Origin of the sequence: Micromonospora sp. NBRC 107095, from assembly GCF_030269705.1 — a bacterium.
In the GTDB taxonomy this organism is placed as follows: Bacteria; Actinomycetota; Actinomycetes; order Mycobacteriales; family Micromonosporaceae; genus Micromonospora; species Micromonospora parva.
The window spans coordinates 49,752-69,125 of sequence record NZ_BSTU01000008.1 but is presented as its reverse complement, the minus strand read 5'-3'; the positions used below and the strand labels follow the sequence as shown (position 1 = coordinate 69,125).

The window sequence follows — 19,374 nt, the reverse complement described above, 5'->3', positions numbered from 1 at the left end:
TCAGGCCCCGGGAGCCGCGCGTTCCGCCAGTGCCCGCAGGTGCCGTACCGCCTCTGCCGGGTCGGCGGCCCCGTACACGGCGGTGCCGGCCACGAACGCGTCGGCGCCCGCCGCGGCCGCCTGCTCGATGGTGTCGGCGGCGATCCCGCCGTCCACCTCGATGCGCAGTTCCAGGTGCCCGGCCGACACGTGTCGCCGGGCCGTCCGCACCTTGTCCAGCAGCTGCGGAATGAACCGCTGCCCACCGAACCCCGCCTTGATCGTCATGATCAGCAGGGTGTCGAAGCTGGGCAGCAGGTCCAGATAGGGCTCGATCGGGGTGTCCCGGTCGATGGCCAGGCCCGCCTTCGCACCGGCCGAGCGCAGGTCCTTGGCCAGCGCCACCGGGTCGTCGGACGCCTCCGCGTGGAAGGTGACGTTGTACGCCCCGGCGTCGGCGTACCCGGGCGCCCACCGGCGCGGGTCCTCGATCATCAGGTGCACGTCGAACGGCATCGCCGTGACAGCCCGCAGGCTCTGCACCACGGGCAGCCCAATGGTCAGGTTCGGCACGAAGTGGTTGTCCATCACGTCGACGTGCAACCAGTCCGCGGCGTCCTCGACGGCACGGACCTCTTCGGCGAGGCGGGCGAAATCGGCGGCCAGGATGCTCGGCGCGACGATCGGCGGCGGTACGGTCACCGGGCCAGTGTACGAACGTGGCCGCCCGCCACCGGCATCGCGGCACCAACTCCGACGCACTGTGACCCGGCAGTGACCAGTGGTGCAGAATGGGACGCTCCGGATTCCTGAATCCGGACGAACAGACATCGGCGGCTGGCCGAACGACGGAAACGCGACGACACTCCAAGCGGGACGGTGCCGTAGGCTGCACGCCCGCCGGGGTCTCGCCGCGGGACGCGGTGACCGGCCGCCAGCTCCCGGGAGGGCAGACGATGCGACGGTGGCTTCCAGCGCTGGTGCTGGCCGGCGTCACGACGATGCTGCTGACCGGCTGCACGCCGGCCCGGGGCGCGGACGGTGACCTCACCGACGACTGGCCGACGTTACGGGTGCCCAAGCCGTTCACCCCCGCCACCGACACCTGCCTACCGCGGATCGCCACCGTCGTGCAGGCCAGCACGTACGAGACGGTGGACTGCGCGCGCAACCACCTGGCCGAGACCATCCACGTCGGCACCTTCGTCGGCCCCGACGCGCTGACCGAGACCCGACCGGAACCCGGATCGTCGGCGCTGCACACGGCCCGCGCCGAATGCGACCAGCGGGCCCGCGAGGTGCTCGGCGGCGACTGGCACACCGCCCGACTCGCGCTGTCCCTCGCGCTGCCGTCCGCGCCCGCCTGGTCCGGCGGCGCCCGCTGGTTCCGCTGCGACCTCAGCGAGACCGGCAGCATCGACAACACCCGCCCGGTGAACCGCACCGGCAGCCTGCGTGGAGCGTTGATCGGCGACGCGCCCCTGACGCACCGCTGCTTCGACCCGAAGCTGATCGGCGACAACCTGAACTACATGGCGCCGGTGCTCTGCACCGAGCCGCACCGCGCCGAGTTCGTCGGCGTCTACCAGGAGCGGGACATGAGCTGGGCGGAGTTCACCAGGTCCGCCGAGCAGGCGCACCAGCGCTGCATGGCGTTGATCGCCGAGTACGCGGCGGTGCCCAACAACAGCGAGCTGCCGTACCGGGCCGGGTCCATCTACTACCCGCCCTCGCAGCGGGAGTGGGAGGAGGGCGACCGTGGAGTGCGCTGTTTCCTGTGGAGCGACGACCGCAAACTCACCCGCTCGATGCGGGGCGTCGGCCCCGAGGGACTGCCCGCGATCTGAGCATCGGTGCCGTATGCTGCTGCGCCGTGGCGCTACCGACCGGTTGGGTCCGGTCGGGGGCCACCGGCGGCGGGAGGTCGGGATGCGACGGTGGTTGGCGGCGTTGGCCGGGGGCGGGGCGCTGGCCCTGGCGCTGGCCGGGTGCGGCGCACCCGCCGGAGTCGACAGTGACCTCACCGACGACTGGCCGGCGCCCGTCGCGGCGCAACAGTTCGTCCCCGCCGCCGACGTCTGCCACCAGAGCTCCCAGCAGGTCGGCTTCCTGACCGGTTACAACCCGACGCCGTGCACCGAGGCGCACCGGGTGGAGACCATGCACGTCGGCACCCTCACCGGCCCGGGCGCCGACGGCGGCACGCCCCCGAAGCCCGGCTCGGCCGGCATGCGGGCCGCGCAGGCCGGGTGCGACACCGCGGTCAACAAGGCGGTCGGCGCCGACTGGCGTTCCGGGCGGCTCGGCCTGACCGTCGTGCTGCCGTCCCCGCAGGCCTGGTCGGGCGGGGCCCGCTGGTACCGCTGCGACGTCACCGAGATCGCCAGCATCGACGACACCGCCGTCGACCTGCGCACCGGCAGCCTCCGGGGCGCGTTGTCCGGCGCGGCGCCGCTGGCGTACCGCTGCTTCAACCCGAAGATGGTCAAGGACGACATCGACGAGATGGTGCCGGTCTCCTGCACCGCCAAGCACCACGCCGAGTTCGTCGGCGTCTGGCAGGCCCCGGACGTCAGCTACGCCACGTTCACCGGCGACGTCAAGCGGACCCACCGGGCCTGCCAGACGATGATCGCCAAGTACGCCAAGGTTCCGGACAACTCCCAGCTGGACTTCCGCGCCGGGACGATCTACTACCAGCCGTACGAGGAGGAGTGGCGCAACGGCAACCGGGGCGTCCAGTGCTTCCTCTGGATCTCCGACCGGAACCTGACCCGGTCGATGAAGAACGCCGGCACCAAGGGCCTTCCGGTCACCTAGTCCGGCCGGTCGGGTGACCGGCCGGACGTGTGGGTCGGATCAGCCCCGGCGCAGGACGGCGAGGAACATCGCGTCGGTGCCGTGGCGGTGTGGCCACAGCTGCACCGTCGGCCCGTCGCCGAGACCGGGCATGCCGGCCGGCAACAGCGGCCGGGCGTCCACGAAATCCACCGGAACACCGCTGCGGCGGGCCGCCTCGGTCACCGTCACGTGCGTCTCGACGGTGTGCGGCGAGCAGGTGACGTAGGCGACCAGGCCGCCCGGGCGGACCGCCCGCAGCGCCGCGCCGAGCAACTCCCGTTGCAGCCGGGTCAGCGGCGGCAGGTCGGACGGCTGGCGACGCCAGCGCGACTCCGGCCGACGACGCAGCGAGCCCAGCCCTGTGCACGGCGCGTCCACCAGCACCCGGTCGAAGTGCTGCTCCGGCACCTTCGGGTCGCCGCCGACATCCCGGCCGTCCATGGTCAGCACGGCCACCGGCAGGTCCCGGGTGGCCAGCGAGACCAGCCGGGCGCGGTGCTCGGCCACCTCCACCGCTGTCACCCGGGCACCCCGCTGCGCCGCCAGGGCACCCAGCAGCCCGGCCTTGCCGCCCGGGCCGGCGCACAGGTCCAACCACCGGCCGTCCGGGCCGTCCAACGGAGCGTCGGCCAGCGCGGCGGCCACCAACTGCGAGCCCTCGTCCTGGACGTGGGCGCGGCCGTCGGCCACCGCCGGGATGTCACCCGGCGCGCCACCGGGCAGATAGACGGCGTACGGCGAGAAGGCCCCGGGCGCACCGCCGACCTGGTCGGCCAGCTCGACCGGGTCGATCAGGCCGGGCCGGGCGCACAGGTGCACCGGCGGGCGCTCATTGTCCTCGATCAGGAGGCGGGCCGTCTCCCCCAGGTCGCCGCCGAGCGCCTCGGAGAAGGCCCGCACGATCCACTGCGGATGGCTGTACGCCAACGCGAGATGCCCGACCGGGTCGGTCTCCATCGGCGGGGCGAGCTTCGCCACCCAGGCGTCCGCGTCACGGCTGGACACCTCACGCAGCACCGCGTTGGCGAAGCCGGTGGCCCCCGGTGCGACCGAACGGACCAGGTCCACCGTGGACGAGACCGCGGCGTGCGCCGGCACCCGGGTGTGCAGGAGTTGGTACGCCCCGAGACGCAGCGCGTCGCGGACCGGCGGGTCGATCCGGGCCACGTCCCGGCCGGCCGCGTCGGTCAGGATCGCGTCCAGCGTGCCCAGGTTGCGCAGGGTGCCGTAGGTCAGCTCGGTGGCGAAGGCCGCGTCCCGACCGAACAGCCCCTCCTCGCGCAGGATGGTCGGCAGCACCAGGTTGGCGAACGCGTCGTCCCGGTGCACCGCCGCCACCGCTTCGTACGCGGCGCGACGCGGTCGGTCCAGTGGTGGCCGGGCCGGGCGGCGATCCCCGCCCCGGCCGGTCGACGGGCCGGAGCGCGTCGGGCGGGTTCCCTCCGGTGCCGTCACGCGAATTCCTCTCCGGCGCCGACCCGGACGCCGCGCGCCCAGTCGGTCGCGCCCATGGCCCGCTTGCCCGCGGCGCGGACCTCGCCGAGACGGACCGGCACTGTCGCCGTGCCGACCAGCACCCGGGACTTCTCCACCAGCAACTGCCCCGGCTTCAGCTCGGGGCCGTCAGGCACCGGGGCCACCGGGCCGAGCTTCACCCGCTCGTCGCGGAAGGTGGTCCAGCCGCCCGGCGCGGGCGTGCAGGCCCGGATCCGCCGGTCCACGGCGAAGGCCGGGTCGCCCCAGCGCACCCGCGCGTCATCCACTGTCAGCTTCGGCGCCAGCGACACCCCGTCGGCGGGCTGCGGCTCGGCGCGGGCGGTGCCGTCGGCGATCGCGTCGAGCACCGCCACCAGCAGCCCGGCGCCGGAGTCGGCGAGCCGCTCCAGCAGGTCACCGGAGGTGTCGGCGGCGCGGATCTCGTCGGTCAGGGTGCCGTAGACCGGGCCGGTGTCCAGGCCCTGCTCCAGCTGGAAGACGCTGGCCCCGGTCAGCTCGTCACCGTGCAGCACGGCGTGCTGCACGGGCGCGGCGCCACGCCACGCGGGCAGCAGCGAGAAGTGCAGGTTGATCCAGCCGTGCCGGGGAATCTCCAGCGCCGCCGGCGGCACCAGCGCGCCGTAGGCGACCACCGGCACGCAGTCCGGCGCCAACTCGCGCAGCCGGTCGAGGAACTCCGGGTCGCGGGGGCGGGCCGGGGTGAGCACCTCCACGCCATGCTCGTCGGCCCAGGCGCCGACCGGGGAGCGGGACAGACCGCGGCCACGCCCGGCGGGCGCGTCGGGCCGGGTGACCACGGCCACCAGCTCGTGCCGGGAGGCGGCGACGGCGGCCAGGGCGGGCACGGCGACGGCCGGCGTACCGGCGAAGATCACGCGCATCCGGGTCAGCGCCCCAGACCGAAGGGGTCGCTGATGTGCGGGCTGAGCTTGACCGTGGGCGGGGCCGCCGCGTCGTACCACTCGGCCTGGCGGATCGCCTTCATGGCTTCCTTGCGCCCCTGCGGGTCCAGCCGGTCCAGGAAGAGCACCCCGTCGAGGTGGTCGGTCTCGTGCTGCACGCAGCGCGCCATCAGGCCGGTGCCGACGATCTGCACCGGGTCGCCGAACGAGCTGAAGCCCTTGGCGACCACGTTCTGCCGGCGCTTGGTGTCGAAGTACAGCCCGGGGATCGACAGACAGCCCTCGGGGCCGTCCTGTTCCTCCTCGTCGGGGAACTCCAGCACCGGGTTGATCAGGTGCCCGAGGACGTCGTCGACGTCGAAGGTGAACACCCGCAGGCTCACGCCGAGCTGCGGCGCGGCCAGGCCGGCGCCGTTCTGCTCACGCATCGTGTCGGTGAGGTCGGCGACGAGCCGGCGCAGCTCCGCGTCGAAGTCGACCACCGGATCGGCCGGCGTGCGCAGCACCGGATCCCCAAACAGACGGATGGGCTGGACGGTCACGCGGGACGGCTCCTTCTTCGGGGTGGACGAGCGGTGCCGTACCAGTCTACGGAGTGCCCGGCCGGACGCCGGGCGGCGCACCTCGATCAACCACCACCGGTGTGCCCAGCGTCACCGCCGGGTTGCCCGGACCAACAGCTCACGCACCCGCTCGGCGTCCGGGTGGCCGAGATCGTCGAGGATGCCCAGGGCCCGCCGCCAGGTGCGCGCGGCGCCGGCCGCGTCCCCCACCGCCTGGCGGCTCTCGCCGAGCCGGGACAGGGTGTCCGCCTCGTCGTAGCGGTCGCTGACCCGCCGGTACAGCCCGAGCGCCCGCTGGAAGCAGTGGATCGCCGCCCGGTGCTCACCGAGCCGGGCGTGGATGAAGCCGAGGCTGTCCCAGGTGTTCGCCTCACCGTGCCGGTCGCCTGTCGTCCGCAGCAGCGCCAACGCCTCCCGGCAGTGGCTGAGCGCGGGCGGGTAGCGGCCGAGCTGGGCGTACGCCCATCCCACCGCGTTGCGGGCGCTGGCCTCCCCGGCGAGGTGACCGGCGCTGCGGTACAGCGCCAGGGCGCGCTCGCTCTGCTCCAGCGACTCGGCGTGCCGGCCGAGCCCGTCGAGCATCGCGCCGAACGCCCGGTGGGTGCGCGCCTGCCCGGTGTGGTCGCCCAGCTCGGCGAAGATCGCCAGGGCCTGCCGGTAGTTCCTCGCCGCCTCGTTCACCCGACCCAGCCGGGACAGCACCCGGGCGAGGTCGCGGTGGGCGTTCGCCTGCCCGGGTCGGTCGCCGCTGCGCTGCGCCCCGGCCAGGGCGTTGCGCTGGGCCACGGCCAGGTCCGGCCACCGCCCCCGACGTTGCAGGAAGTCCACGAGCGTCCAGGCCAGCTGCCAGGCGTGGCCGTCGAACCCGGTCCGCCTCGCGTGGGCGACCGCCGCCAGCAGCACCGGGTACTCGGCGGTGAACCAGGCGAGCGCCGCAGCGAGGTCGCTGATCTCCTCGGGCACCACGCCCGGTGCCGCGGCGGCGAGGGTGACGGGATCCCGGCCCGGTTGCAGCAGCAGTGCCGCCGCGTGCGCGGTGTGCAGGTAGTGGTCCAGCCCCCGCCGGATCGCGGCCCGCCGGGCCGGCGCCGGTTCGAGCCGTTCGACCTGCTCGGCCGCGTACGCCCGGAGCAGGTCGTGCGCGCCGAACCGGCCGGGGGCGTGCTCGGTGACGAGGTGGGCGTGGGCCAGCTCCGCCAGCAGTCGGGGCACCTGCGCCCGGGGCAGCCCGGCCAGGCTGGCCGCCGCCGCGAACCCGATGTCCGGTCCGGGATGGCAGCCGATGAGTCGGAACAGCCGCGCCGCCGCCGGGGTGAGACTCCGGTACGACCAGGAGAAGACGGCCTGCACGTCGGTGCCGGCGTCCCCACCGTCGAACGAGTCGAGTGGTCGCGGCGCCGCCCGCAGCTCGGCGGCGAGCACGGCCAGGGGGAACTCCGGCTTCTCCGCGCCTCTCGCGGCGAGCACCGCCAGCGCCAGCGGCAGCCGGGCGCACCGTTCGATGATCTCGTCCACCGCCTGCGGCTCGGCCGCCAACCGGTCCGCGCCGAGCCGCCGGGCCAACAGTTGCCAGGCCTCGGCGGTGCTGAGCAGGTCGACGCCGATCGGCCGGGCACCGTCAGCGGCGATCAGGCCGGCGAGCCGGTTACGGCTGGTGACCAGGACCAGGCAGCTCGGACTGCCGACCAGCAGGGGCCGGACCTGGTCGGCGTCGCGGGCGTTGTCCAGCAGCACCAGCATCCGGCGGCCCGCGAGCAGGCTGCGGTAGAGGCCCACCTGCGCGGGCAGGTGGGTGGGGATGCGTTCGGGCGGCACCTCAAGTGCCTCCAGGAAGCCCCGAACCGCCTCGACGGCCGTCACCACCGTCCCCGTGGAGTCGAACCCGCGCAGGTCGACGTAGAGCTGACCGTCCGGGAAGCGATCGGCGACCCGGTGCGCCCAGTTGACGGCGAGGGTCGTCTTGCCGACCCCGGCGGTGCCGGACACCGTCAGGACGGTGACCGGGGCCACCGCGTCGTCGCCCGCCACGGTCCCGGCGCACTCGGCATCGAGCTGCGCGAGTTGGGTCGCGCGTCCGACGAACCCGGGCAGCGCCGGGGGCAGTTGACGGGGCACCGGGAACCGGGGGGACGCCGTTGCGGTGCGCGGGCCGCCGGCCCTGGCCCGAACGACCGACCGGCCGGTGGTGGCGTGCTCCCGGTTCGGGCGTCGGCGGCGCTCCTCGATGCGGTCCCGCGCGGTGGCCAGCACCCCCTGCTCGGCGGGGGTCGCCCCGAGCAGTCGGATGAGGACGTCGAACCGTTCCGGCGGCGGCAGGATGTTGCCGGCGAAGTACTCCCCGATGATCCCGCGTGACCAGCCGGTCTTCGCTGCCAACTGCCGGTACGTCAGCAGGGTCTCGCCCTGCTGACGCGCCTCGCGCCGACGCAGCTGGCGCAGCACCCCGGCCAACTCCGGCAGGGTCTGCGCCTCGGCTGCGGCACGGGCAAGCTCGAACACCCGCAGCGACCCATGTGACGTGTGATGAGCACCGGAAGGTACCCACTGGTCAGACATGCGGCCCCCACCCCCGGTCGTCCGGCCCCCGGATACGCACGGGCAGGGTAAATCCGCCCCCTCGCCAGTCGATAGACACTTGCCAATCTATGACAGTTCCACTGCGGACCGTCACCGGCCGGCGCTGTCCAGCGGTGTCCAGTCCCGTCCAGGATCCGCCCCGCGACGCGGATGCCAGTGCCACCGTCCTGGTGCGGGCACGGCCCGCTCCACGACCCCTGGGGGAAGAGGTACCCGATGATCCGTCCACACCCGACCACCCGACGCCCGGTGGCGCTGCTGCGTCGCGTCGCCGTCACCGCGATCGGTCTCACGCTGCTCGCCGCGGGCCTGACCACCACCCCGGCCGCCGCCGCACCGGGCGGCAAGGCCACCACCGCCGGATCCTTCGTCGACAGCACACCGGTGCCCGGCGGCTTCGCCTCCTGGTCGGAGCTGCTCCGGTTGCAGCAGCGCATGAACACCGCCGCGGCGCGGATCACCAACGCGGCCCAACGCAGCGCGAACTCCGGCTTCGCCGGCATCGTCGCAGACCCCACCACCCGCCAGCTCCAGGTCTACTGGAAGGGTGAGCCGCCCGCCAACCTGGTGGCCACCGCCCGCGCCACCGTCGCCACCCAGGTGCTGCCCGCCGCGTACTCGCAGCGGGAACTCCTCGTCGCGGCCGACCGGCTGCGCGCCTCGGCCGGCGACAAGATCACCACGGTCGGCCCGCGCGCCGACGGGGCCGGCCTGCTCGTCGGCACGCAGGACGGGCTGCTCGGCGCGACGGCTCTCGCCGGCGTACCGGTGACCGTGCAGACCGGGGTCGCCGCCGCGCCCGCGACCCGATGGGACGACACCGCACCGTGGTGGGGCGGCGCCGCCTGGCGCAACGCCACCACCGGCGGCGGCTGCTCCACCGGCTTCGGCGTCTTCCAGGGCGGGGCCGCGCGGATCCTCTCCGCCGCGCACTGCGGCAACATCAACAACGTCGCGACCGACCCGACCGGGCAGTCGATGGGCATAGTCGGCACCCGCAACGCCGGCACCGACACCCTGCTGCTGTCCGGCAGCTCCGGCGGCCGGGTCTTCAACAACAGCACCGACGCGGCCGGCAACGTGGTCAGTGAGTTCAGCAACCAGGTGATCGGGGCGTCGGCCAGCCAGGTCGGCAACTGGGTGTGCACCTCCGGCGCGTACTCCGGCACCCGCTGCTCGATCCAGGTGAAGGCGCGCAACCTCTGCATCAACGTGCGCAACTTCGGCCAGGTCTGCGGTCAGGTCCAGGCGGAGAACACCACCCGCACCAACGCCGTCGGTCAGGGCGACAGCGGTGGCCCGGTGGAGATCGTGAACGCGGCCAACACGCTCCAGGTCTGGGCGACCGGCACCAACACCGCCATCGACGACACCTTCACGTCGACGGCCTGCACCGGCTACGTGACCACCGGTCGGGTCTGCGCCTGGCGGTTCTACTACGAGGACATCTTCTCCGGCATGGCGGGAGTCGGCGCCTCGGGCGTCGTCCTCGGCTGAGACGTCGCGGCGACCGCCGTACGACTCGGTGGGCGGGCCGGCGCGCGCACCCCGCGCGTCGGCCCGGTCTCGCGCCGGGTCAGACGCTGGCGCCGGGGTCGCCCGCGAGCACCGCGTCGCCACGCAGCAGCGCGGGCTCGGGCAGCGGCAGTTGGATCTTGTGAGCCGACTCCCAGTCGTAGATCAGACCGGGGCGTACCTGCGCGGCGAAGTAGTCGATCGCCGTCATGCCACCCACCACCGGCTCGTCGACCTCGGCGACCAACTGGGCCGGGACCAGGGAGAACCCGTTCTGCAGCGCGGCGCTGAGGCGACGGTGACCGTCGACGACGAAGAAGTACTCACCAGTGAACCCGATCTTCAGCGGTTCGAGGGCCTCGTCGCCCGCCTCGGCCACCCCACCGACGAAGTCGGTGTCCCACAGACCCCGCAGGGTGGCGATGTCCTCGGTCGGGTAGACCCGGGCCGGGTCCAGCAGCAGCAGGGGCGGCGCGTCCCGCAGCACCTCGGCGCCGAGGGTGCCCTCGTACGCGGCCACGATGTGTTCGATCACCTCGGCGGCGGACGCCCGGGTGGTGTCGCAGATCAGGTCATAGTTGCGCAGCCGGGCCTTGTCGACCCCGTACCGGATGATGAACCGGCTCCGCTCGCTCGCGCTGCGCTCACGGAGCTTGGCCTTGGCCTCCTCCAGGGAGGCGTAGCTCTCCGCCGGCCCGGACGGCCGGGCGAGCACCCGGCGGGCCGCCTCACCCGGCTCGGTGATCATGTGAACCTTGAGCGCGTCGGTGAAGAAGTGCCAGGCCAACCGGGAGTCCATGATGAGGCGCTCACCGGAGGCGGCGATGTCCCGCTGGAGCTGGTCGACGTAGCCGTCGACGGCCTGGTCCAGCTCGGCGTGCAGGTTGAGCTGCAGAGCGGTCATCTGCCGCTGCTGCGCCATCTCCCGGTAGAGGTCCCCCACGCTGACCCGGCGCATACCGAGCCGCTTGGCGATCTCGACCGACACGGTGCTCTTGCCGCTGCCGAGGTCGCCGTTGAAGACGATCGATTGTCCAACGGTCACGACTGGTCCACCCCTGATCACCGGCTCATTGACATCATCGACCTCGCGCCCGACGGACGCGTTCCCGCCATCGTCGCGCCATCCCGCGGCGACTCCAGCTCGGCGCGGCTGACGCCCCCTCGCGACCTGGAGCCCGTCGTACGCCTCGGCATGACGGGCGATGCTACCACTCGGCCGCCACCACTTTGCCGGACGCGGTGTGCGAGAGCACACCCGGCGGGCCAGCCCTCCCACCGCCGGCACCGGCCGAAACTCCTCAGAACAGGCTCAGCGGATCGACCTGGAGACGAACCGGATCGGCGGCCTTGCGGGCGGCCCGCGCGCCGGCCGCCGAATGCAACGCCTCCGCGAGCGCGCCAGCCCGGGCCCTGGGCACCCGGACCAGCATCCGCTCCCGACCCTCCTCGGCCGGCACCGGCCCGAGCACCTCGGCGTCGTCCGGCAGCCGGGCCGCGGCCAGCAGGTCCGCCACCGCCTCGGCCGGGCCGGTGACACTCGCCATCCGCACGGCCGGTGGAAAGCCCAGCTCGCGGCGCTCGGCCAACTCCCGGCCGGCGAACCAGCCGGCGTCCCAGCGCAGCAGCGCCTGCACGGGGGCGAGCGCGCCGTCGGCGACCACCACCACCCGACCGGCCGGCGCCGGGCGGGCCAGCGCCGCCGCCGCCAGCCAGCGGCGCAGCGCCTCCTCACCGGCGCGCAGGTCGGCCCGGGTCAGCAGGGCCCACGAGTCGAGCAGCAGCACCGCGCCGTAGCCACCCTCGGCGACCGGCTCGGCACCCGGGGTGGCCACCACCAGGGCGGCGCCACCGGGCACGTCGGTCAGCACCTCCTCGCGCCCCGAGGTGCGCACCGGGACGCCGGGGAACGCCCGACCCAGCTCCTCGGCGGTACGCCGGGCGCCGGTCACCGCGGCCCGCAGCCGCCGCCCACCGCACTGCGGGCAGGCGTACGCAGCCGCCACCCGGGCGCACCACCGGCAGGCCGGGGTGCCGCCGGCGGCGGGCAGCGCGAGCGGGCCGGCGCAGTGCGCGCAGCGGGCCGGAGTGCGGCACTCGGCGCAGGAGATCGACGGCAGGTAGCCGCGTCGGGGCACCTGCACCAGCACCGGCAGGTCCTGGCGCAGCGCGTCGCGGGCAGCCGTCCAGGCCAGGCTGGGCAGCCGGGCGGTGGCCGCCCCGGGGTCACGGGCCAGTTGGGGGTCGTCCCCGGTCGGCGCGATGGCCGGGACCCGCGCCCGCACGGTGCTCCGGTCGGCGACGACCTCCCGCGCCCAACCGGTCTCCACCAGCAGCTGCCCCTCGGCCGTGCGGGCGTACCCGCCGACCAACGCGCCGGCCTCGGCGAGGTGGACGCGGGTGAGCAGCACGTCGCGGGCGTGCGGGTAGGGCGCCCGGGGCTCGGAGTGCAGGTCGTCACCGTCGTCCCAGATGGCCACGAGGCCGAGCCGGGCCACCGGGGCGAACATCGCCGCCCGGGTGCCGATCACCACCGGCACCTGGCCCCGGCGGGCGGCGAGGAACGCCCGGTACCGCCGGGCCGGACCGAGGGCCGCGGAGAGGCTGACGTGCCGCCCCGGGCCGAGCACGGTGGTGAGCGCGGCGTCGAGCCGGTCGAGGTCCCGTGCGTCGGGCACCACGACCACCGCGCCGCGCCCACCGGCGACGGTGGCCGCCACCGCGTCGGCGTAGCGGGCCGCCCAGTCCTCGCCGGGCAACGCCGACCAGACCGCGCGGGGCGCCCGGCCGTCGGCGAGGGCGCGCAGCATCGCCGGGCCGGTCGGGTAGTCACTCCACCCGCGCGGGTCGACCGCCCCGGTGGGGGCCGGCGGGGTGGGCTGCTCGTCGCGGGGCTCCTTCTCCACCCGCGCGTGCCGGGGTGGCACGGCGAGCCGGAGCACGTCGGCGAGACTGCCCGCGTAGCGGTCGGCGACCGCCCGGGCCAGCCGGGCGATCTCGGGGGCCAGCACCGGCTCCGGCGAGACCACCTTCTCCAGGTACGCGAGCCGGCCGGTGTGCCCGGAGTCGTCGGCGCGCGACAGCAGCCACCCGTCGACGAGTTGCCCGGCGAAGCGCACCTTCACCCGGGTCCCGGGCACCGCCACCTCGTCCAGCTCCGCCGGCACCAGGTAGTCGAACGGCCGGTCCAGGTGCGCCAGGCCGACATCCACGCAGACGCGCGCGACCGGCGACCCATCCGCGGGTCGCCGGTCGCTGCGCTTGGTGGTGGTCAGGCTCCCGCGGCCGACTTGAGGTCGGCGGCCCGGTCGGTGCTCTCCCAGGTCAGGTCCGGCAACTCCCGGCCGAAGTGGCCGTACGCGGCGGTCTGCTGGTAGATCGGGCGGAGCAGGTTGAGGTCCCGGATGATCGCGGCCGGACGCAGGTCGAACACCTCGCCGACGGCCTTCTCGATCGAGGCGACGGGCACGGTCTCGGTGCCGAACGTCTCGATGAAGAGGCTCACCGGGTGCGCCTTGCCGATGGCATAGGCGACCTGCGCCTCGCACCGCTCGGCCAGGCCGGCGGCGACCACGTTCTTGGCCACCCAGCGCATCGCGTACGCGGCCGAGCGGTCCACCTTGGACGGGTCCTTGCCGGAGAACGCGCCACCGCCGTGGCGGGCGTACCCGCCGTAGGTGTCGACGATGATCTTGCGGCCGGTCAGCCCGGCGTCACCCATCGGGCCGCCGATCTCGAACCGGCCGGTCGGGTTGACCAGCAGTCGGTAGCCGTCGGTGTCCAGACCGAGGCTCTCCAGCTCCGGGGCGATCACGTGGTCGCGGACGTCGGGGGTGAGCAGCGAGTCCAACGAGATGTCGGCGGCGTGCTGGCTGGACACGACCACGGTGTTCAGCCGGACCGGGCGCAGCCCCTCGTACTCGATCGTGACCTGGGTCTTGCCGTCCGGCCGCAGGTACGGGATCGTGCCGTCCTTGCGCACCGCCGAGAGGCGACGGGCCAGCCGGTGGGCGAGCGCGATCGGCAGCGGCATCAGCTCGGGCGTCTCCGAGCAGGCGAAGCCGAACATCATGCCCTGGTCGCCGGCGCCCTGCGCGTCCAGCGCGCTCTCCGACGCCCCGGTCCGCAGCTCGAAGGCGTTGTCCACGCCCTGCGCGATGTCCTCGGACTGCGCGCCGATGGAGACGCTGACGCCGCAGGAGGCGCCGTCGAAGCCCTTCTTCGACGAGTCGTAGCCGATGTCGAGGATGGTCCGGCGGACGATCGTCGGGATGTCGGCGTACGCCTTGGTGGTCACCTCACCGGCGATGTGCACCTGACCGGTGGTGATCATGGTCTCCACCGCCACGCGGCTGTGGGGGTCCTCGGTCAGCAGCGCGTCGAGGATGCCATCGCTGATCTGGTCAGCGATCTTGTCCGGGTGGCCTTCCGTGACCGATTCGGACGTGAAGAGACGGCGTGTCACGGCACTCCTAAGCGTGTGAGGTCGTTCCGCGGCAGTCTAATCACCACTGCGGCCCGTGTCGGGATCGGTCGCGTCCTGTTCCACCCGTCAGGAGCGGCCGGGCAGCCGCGCCACGACGAGATCCCACACGGCGTCGGCCACTGCCTCCTTGGCCTGCTCGGGCAGCCGGCTGACCGAGCCGTCCGCGCCGATGACCGTCACCGTGTTGGTGTCGGCGCCGAAGACCAGGTCCGGACCGACCTCGTTGATCACGATCAGGTCGGCCCGCTTCCGGGCGAGTTTCGCCCGGCCGTTGGCCTCGGCGTCGCCGGTCTCGGCGGCGAACACCACCAGCACCTGCTCCGGTCGTTTGCGCTGGCCGAGCTCCGCCGCGATGTCCGGATTCGTGACGAGCTCGATGGTGGGCGCGACACCGTCGTCCGACTTCTTGATTTTGCCAGGCGCGTACGTCGCGGGCCGGAAATCGGCCGGAGCCGCCGCCATGACCACCGCGTCGGCGTCGACGGCGGCCTTGACCGTCGCCTCCCGCAGCTCGGCGGTGGTGCCCACCCGGATCAGGTCGACGCCGGCCGGGTCGGCGAGGTCGACGTTGGCCGCGACCACCGTGACCCGGGCACCCCGGGCGACCGCCGCGCGGGCGAACGCGTACCCCTGCTTGCCCGACGAGCGGTTGCCCAGGAAGCGGACCGGGTCCAGGGGCTCGCGGGTGCCACCGGCGGTGACGACCACCCGGCGACCGGCCAGGTCGGCAGGGGCCGCGTCACCACGGGCCAGGAGCCGCCCGGCGACGGCGAAGATCTCCGCCGGGTCGGGCAGCCGACCCTTGCCGGTGTCGGCGCCGGTGAGCCGGCCGACGGCGGGTTCGATGACCCGCACCCCCCGGGAGCGCAGCGTGGCGACGTTGGCCACGGTGGCGGGGTGCTCCCACATCTCGGTGTGCATGGCCGGGGCCAGCAGGACCGGACAACGGGCCGTCAGCAGGGTGTTGGTGAGCAGGTCGTCGGCGAGGCCGTGGGCGGCCTTGGCGAGCAGGTCGGTGGTGGTCGGCGCGACCACCACCAGGTCGGCCTGCTTACCGAGGCGGACGTGCGGCACCTCATGGACGTCGGTCCAGACGTCGTCGGCGACGGGTTGACCGGAGAGCGCGGCCCAGGTCGGCGCTCCCACGAACCGGAGCGCCGACGCGGTGGGCACGACCCGAACCCGGTGACCGGATTCGGTGAAGAGTCGCAGCAGCTCGCACGCCTTGTAGGCGGCGATGCCGCCACCGACCCCGAGGACGATCGAGGCGGACATCGGCCAGCGGGGGCTTACGGCTGGTCGGTCGGCTCGGCGGTGAGCAGGCCCGAGTTGATCTCGCGCATGGCGATCGAGAGGGGCTTCTCCTGCGGGGTGGTCTCGACGAGCGGACCGACGTACTCCAGCAGACCCTCACCGAGCTGGCTGTAGTAGGCGTTGACCTGGCGCGCGCGCTTGGCGGCGAAGATGACCAGCGCGTACTTCGACGTCGTCTTCTCGAGGAGCTCGTCGATCGGCGGGTTGGTGATGCCTTCGGGGTTGGCGATGGATCCCACGAATTAACCTCTGCGTCTTTCGAGCCGCGCGGACGCGGTGCTGAGTCTCAACGGCGGCCGGCGTCAGCCACGCACGCGCGACCAGGCCGGATCCGGATAAGAAGAACCGAGTAAGCCTACCAGCTCTTCAGCCACCCGCTCGGTGTGGTCGTGGGTCAGCGTGTGCTCGACGGTGGCGGCCACCGTGGCGTCCGGCGCGTACCCGGGTGGGCTCAGCAGCACCAGCCGAGCGTCGGGCAGGCGCGCGCGGACCAGTGGGGTGCCGCGCAGGTCGAGCGGGAGCAGCACCGGCTGCCCGGCGTCGAGCCGGGCGCGCAGCGGCGGGTACGGGGTGCCCCGGCGGTAGGAACCGATCCGGGACCATTCCAGCAGCTCACCGTCGACGATCCGGCGGTCGAACTCGGCGGGGGCGAGGAAGACGCGGTCCACCCCGTCGATCTCCGACTCCCGGCGCGGCCTGGTGGTTGCCACGACCGGGATCCACACGGACGGAGAACGCGCCCGGACGAGCTCGACGACACTCTCCCTGCCGGATCCCGAAGGTCCAGCCAGGACAGTGAGCCGAGCCGCCGGGCGCGCCTCGTCATCCGTGCTCACTGCTTGTTTCTACACGCTGCCAGGTTCAGTTGGCGGCGAACTCTCCAAGCAGTGCCTTGCGCTGCTGCTCGCCGAGGCCACGCAGGCGACGGCTGTCGGCGATCTTGAGCTTCTCCATGATCTGGGTAGCCCGGATCTTGCCGATGCCCGGCATGGCCTGCAGGACGGCCGACACCTTGAGCTTGCCGACGACGTCGTCGCTCTCGGCCCGCTCGAGGACGGCACCGAGAGTGGTCTTGCCCTGCTTGAGCTGCTCCTTCAGCTGAGCACGGGCCTTGCGGATCTCCGCGGCCTTCTCGAGCGCGGCAGCGCGTTGTTCGGGGGTCAGTGACGGGAGCGGCACCAGTTCTCCTCAGGTCCCTATCGCGGCGGGCGGGGCGCACCGCCGCATCTGTGAAACGTGGTGTCGCTGTGAACCAAGGGGTCCATGGTTCCCAGCGCGGGGAAAACTAGCGGCCAACGGAGCTTTCGGCAACGTGGGGGCCGCATGATCACCGTAGAGTGACCGACCCGTCAGTCAGTCACCGGGCAGGCAGAACGGCCCGGCAGTCACCCAGAACGCGGTCCGCGGCGGCCCGCAGCGCGGCCACATCGGGGCCCGCCGAGAGCACTTCCCGGGAGTACGACGGGAGCACGGAGGCGAGGCTGGAACCGAAGACGGTACGCAGATCGGCTGCCCCGGCACCCTGCGCGCCGAGCCCCGGAGCGAGCAGTGGGCCCCCCACCCCGGACAGGTCGTGACCGGTGTCACCGATGGTCGCGCCGACCACCAGCCCGAAGCTCCCGAGCGGTGACGCACCCCTGTTGAGCTGGGAAATCTCGTCAATCACGGTCTGCGCCACGGTCCGGCCGTCGGCGGTGACGGCCCGCTGCACGGCCGCGCCCTCGGGGTTGGAGGTGAGGGCCAGCACGAACACCCCGCCGCCGTGCTCGGCGGCCAACTCGAACATCGGCGCCAGCGAGCCGACGCCGAGGTAGGGGCTCGCGGTGACCGCGTCGACATAGACAGGGCTGGATGGGTCGAGGTACGCGGCGGCGTACGCGCTCACCGTCGAGCCGATGTCGCCGCGCTTGACGTCGAGCAGAACGAGCGAGCCGGCATCTCGTAACTGTCGGATAGTTGACTCAAGAATCGCCACACCTCGGGATCCGAATCGCTCGAAAAAGGCCGACTGAGGCTTGACCACCGCAACCCGGTCACCGAGCGCTTCAACGACGGTTCGGCTGAACCGGTCGAGGCCGTGCACGTCGTCCGGAAGGCCCCACTGCGCCAGCAGACCGGGATGCGGGTCGATGCCCACACAGAGTGGGCCCCGTTCGGTGATCGCCCGGTGCAACCGGGTACCGAAGCTCTCCATGGGAGTGTTCCCCTCTTCTCGTCCGGACGGCTGCCCCGCCCGGGTAACCGTCGACCCGGCGACCGGGCCGACTCAGCCGGCCGCCACCGCCGCCGCGACCCCGGTGGCGATCCGAGCCAGGTCGACGTCATCGGTGACGTACGGCGGCATCGTGTAGATCAGGTCGCGGAACGGACGCAGCCACACCCCCTGGGCAACGGCGGCGGCGGTGGCCGCGCCGAGGTCGACCTCGTGATCGAGCTGGACCACGCCGATCGCGCCGAGCACCCGTACGTCGGCCACGCCCGGCGTGCCCCGCAGCGGCTCCAGGCCGGCGCGCAGGCCGGCGCCGATCCTGGCGACCTGGCCGGCCCAGTCTCCGGCCCGTAGCAGCCCGATGGAGGCGTTCGCCACCGCGCAGGCCAGGGGGTTGCCCATGAACGTGGGCCCGTGCGCCAGCACGCCGGTAGCCGAGATACCCCGGGCGACCTCCGGGGTGCACACCGTCGCCGCGAGGGTCAGGTACCCGCCCGTCAACGCCTTGCCCACGCACAACACGTCCGGCGTCACACCGGCGTGCCCGGCGGCGAACATCTCACCGGTCCGGCCGAAGCCGGTGGCGATCTCGTCGAAGATCAGGAGAATTCCGTGCGCGCGGGTCACCTCACGCAGCACCCGCAGGTAGCCCGGATGGTGGAAGCGCATTCCGCCGGCGCCCTGGACGACCGGCTCGACGATCACGGCGGCCAGCTCGTCGGCGTGCCGTTCGACGGTCTCCACCAACGCCGCCACGTACGCGTCGTCAGGCGGATCGGTGAAGCCGCCGGGCGGCACCGGGGCGAACACCTGCCGGGGCAGCACGTCGCCCCACAGGTGGTGCATCCCGCCCTCCGGGTCGCAGACGCTCATCGGGTGGAACGTGTCGCCGTGGTAACCACCTCGCCAGGTGGCCAGCCGGCGTCGCTGGGGCCGGCCGACAGCCCGCTGGTACTGCAGGCACATCTTCACCGCCACCTCGACGCTGACCGAGCCGGAGTCGGCCAGGAACACGTGCTCCAGGCCGTCCGGGGTCAGCTCGACCAGGGTGCGGGCGAGCTGCACGGCGGGTTCGTGGGTGAGCCCGCCGAACATCACGTGGCTCATCCGGCCGAGCTGGTCGGTCACCGCCGCGTCCAGCACCGGGTGCCGGTACCCGTGGATCGCCGCCCACCAGGACGACATCCCGTCCACCAGCTCCCGCCCGTCGGCCAGCCGCAGCCGTACGCCCTCGGCGCTGCGCACCACGTACGGCGGGTTCGCTGGCGGCAGCGCGGCGTACGGATGCCAGACGTGGGCTCGGTCGGCGGCCAGGATCTCCTCGGGGGTCACGCGTACTCCTCTCGGGGGGACCGGGACGGACGGCGGACGTCCGGCGGCCCGGTCGAACCACTGCTACGCCGCCTTTGCTCTGCACCCACCGGTGCGACACCCGGACGGCGCGATCCCGGACGGCGTGGTTTCGGGCGGGTGGTGCGCCCGTGGGTGCAG

The 19,374-nt window shown here is 73.4% G+C and carries 17 protein-coding genes; 3 read left to right on the top strand and 14 right to left on the bottom strand.

Annotation, left to right across the window (positions count from 1 at the left end):
* Entirely contained in the window at nucleotides 1-681 is a 681-nt protein-coding gene (gene rpe, locus QSK15_RS31340; protein WP_285797653.1) for a ribulose-phosphate 3-epimerase, read from the bottom strand.
* A gap of 254 nt (nucleotides 682-935) precedes the next feature.
* Here rpe and QSK15_RS31335 point away from each other — a divergent pair, with 254 nt between their 5' ends.
* Both QSK15_RS31335 and QSK15_RS31330 read left to right on the top strand, forming a co-directional pair.
* A complete protein-coding gene (locus QSK15_RS31335) occupies nucleotides 936-1,826 on the top strand; it encodes a septum formation family protein (protein ID WP_285797652.1) in 891 nt (296 codons plus the stop codon).
* 82 nt (nucleotides 1,827-1,908) lie between these two features.
* Nucleotides 1,909-2,799 carry a septum formation family protein gene (locus tag QSK15_RS31330; protein WP_285797651.1) on the top strand — a complete coding sequence of 297 codons (891 nt, stop codon included), beginning with the start codon at nucleotides 1,909-1,911 and terminating at the stop codon, nucleotides 2,797-2,799.
* A gap of 39 nt (nucleotides 2,800-2,838) precedes the next feature.
* Here QSK15_RS31330 and QSK15_RS31325 read toward each other — a convergent pair whose 3' ends face one another.
* The 4 genes from QSK15_RS31325 to QSK15_RS31310 form a co-directional block, all read right to left on the bottom strand.
* Nucleotides 2,839-4,317, bottom strand: coding sequence for an RsmB/NOP family class I SAM-dependent RNA methyltransferase (locus tag QSK15_RS31325; protein WP_285797700.1), 1,479 nt, complete (start codon nucleotides 4,315-4,317; stop codon nucleotides 2,839-2,841).
* Nucleotides 4,272-5,198: a methionyl-tRNA formyltransferase gene (gene fmt, locus QSK15_RS31320; protein WP_285797650.1), complete on the bottom strand. Its 927-nt coding sequence runs from the start codon at nucleotides 5,196-5,198 to the stop codon at nucleotides 4,272-4,274. The genes QSK15_RS31325 and fmt overlap by 46 nt, the downstream gene beginning before the upstream one ends.
* A gap of 5 nt (nucleotides 5,199-5,203) precedes the next feature.
* Nucleotides 5,204-5,761, bottom strand: a complete 558-nt coding sequence (gene def / locus QSK15_RS31315) for a peptide deformylase (RefSeq protein WP_285797649.1) — start codon at nucleotides 5,759-5,761, stop codon at nucleotides 5,204-5,206.
* Between the two features lie 111 nt (nucleotides 5,762-5,872).
* Complete coding sequence (locus QSK15_RS31310) at nucleotides 5,873-8,281, bottom strand: ATP-binding protein (protein ID WP_285797648.1); 2,409 nt, start codon at nucleotides 8,279-8,281, stop codon at nucleotides 5,873-5,875.
* Nucleotides 8,282-8,575: 294 nt separating this feature from the next.
* Between QSK15_RS31310 and QSK15_RS31305 the strand changes: the two genes are divergently transcribed.
* Nucleotides 8,576-9,856 carry a chymotrypsin family serine protease gene (locus QSK15_RS31305; protein ID WP_285797647.1) on the top strand — a complete coding sequence of 427 codons (1,281 nt, stop codon included), beginning with the start codon at nucleotides 8,576-8,578 and terminating at the stop codon, nucleotides 9,854-9,856.
* Between the two features lie 79 nt (nucleotides 9,857-9,935).
* Here the strand turns inward: QSK15_RS31305 and QSK15_RS31300 are convergent, their stop codons facing one another.
* The 9 genes from QSK15_RS31300 to QSK15_RS31260 form a co-directional block, all read right to left on the bottom strand.
* On the bottom strand, nucleotides 9,936-10,919 hold the full coding sequence (locus tag QSK15_RS31300; protein WP_285797646.1) for an AAA family ATPase: 984 nt from the start codon (nucleotides 10,917-10,919) through the stop codon (nucleotides 9,936-9,938).
* 256 nt (nucleotides 10,920-11,175) lie between these two features.
* Nucleotides 11,176-13,149, bottom strand: a complete 1,974-nt coding sequence (locus QSK15_RS31295) for a primosomal protein N' (RefSeq protein ID WP_285797699.1) — start codon at nucleotides 13,147-13,149, stop codon at nucleotides 11,176-11,178.
* Nucleotides 13,146-14,339: a methionine adenosyltransferase gene (gene metK, locus QSK15_RS31290; protein WP_030335671.1), complete on the bottom strand. Its 1,194-nt coding sequence runs from the start codon at nucleotides 14,337-14,339 to the stop codon at nucleotides 13,146-13,148. The genes QSK15_RS31295 and metK overlap by 4 nt, the downstream gene beginning before the upstream one ends.
* 87 nt (nucleotides 14,340-14,426) lie before the next feature.
* The gene (gene coaBC / locus QSK15_RS31285; protein ID WP_285797645.1) at nucleotides 14,427-15,635 is read right to left on the bottom strand and encodes a bifunctional phosphopantothenoylcysteine decarboxylase/phosphopantothenate--cysteine ligase CoaBC; all 1,209 of its coding nucleotides are present in this window, start codon (nucleotides 15,633-15,635) and stop codon (nucleotides 14,427-14,429) included.
* Between the two features lie 14 nt (nucleotides 15,636-15,649).
* Nucleotides 15,650-15,913, bottom strand: coding sequence for a DNA-directed RNA polymerase subunit omega (rpoZ, locus tag QSK15_RS31280; RefSeq protein WP_030335666.1), 264 nt, complete (start codon nucleotides 15,911-15,913; stop codon nucleotides 15,650-15,652).
* A 63-nt stretch (nucleotides 15,914-15,976) separates the two neighbouring features.
* On the bottom strand, nucleotides 15,977-16,510 hold the full coding sequence (locus tag QSK15_RS31275) for a nucleoside/nucleotide kinase family protein (protein ID WP_285797644.1): 534 nt from the start codon (nucleotides 16,508-16,510) through the stop codon (nucleotides 15,977-15,979).
* Between the two features lie 25 nt (nucleotides 16,511-16,535).
* Entirely contained in the window at nucleotides 16,536-16,853 is a 318-nt protein-coding gene (mihF, locus tag QSK15_RS31270; protein WP_030335662.1) for an integration host factor, actinobacterial type, read from the bottom strand.
* Nucleotides 16,854-17,031: 178 nt separating this feature from the next.
* A complete protein-coding gene (gene pyrF, locus QSK15_RS31265) occupies nucleotides 17,032-17,868 on the bottom strand; it encodes an orotidine-5'-phosphate decarboxylase (protein ID WP_285797643.1) in 837 nt (278 codons plus the stop codon).
* 72 nt (nucleotides 17,869-17,940) lie between these two features.
* Entirely contained in the window at nucleotides 17,941-19,215 is a 1,275-nt protein-coding gene (locus tag QSK15_RS31260) for an adenosylmethionine--8-amino-7-oxononanoate transaminase (protein ID WP_285797642.1), read from the bottom strand.
* Nucleotides 19,216-19,374: the final 159 nt, after the last annotated feature.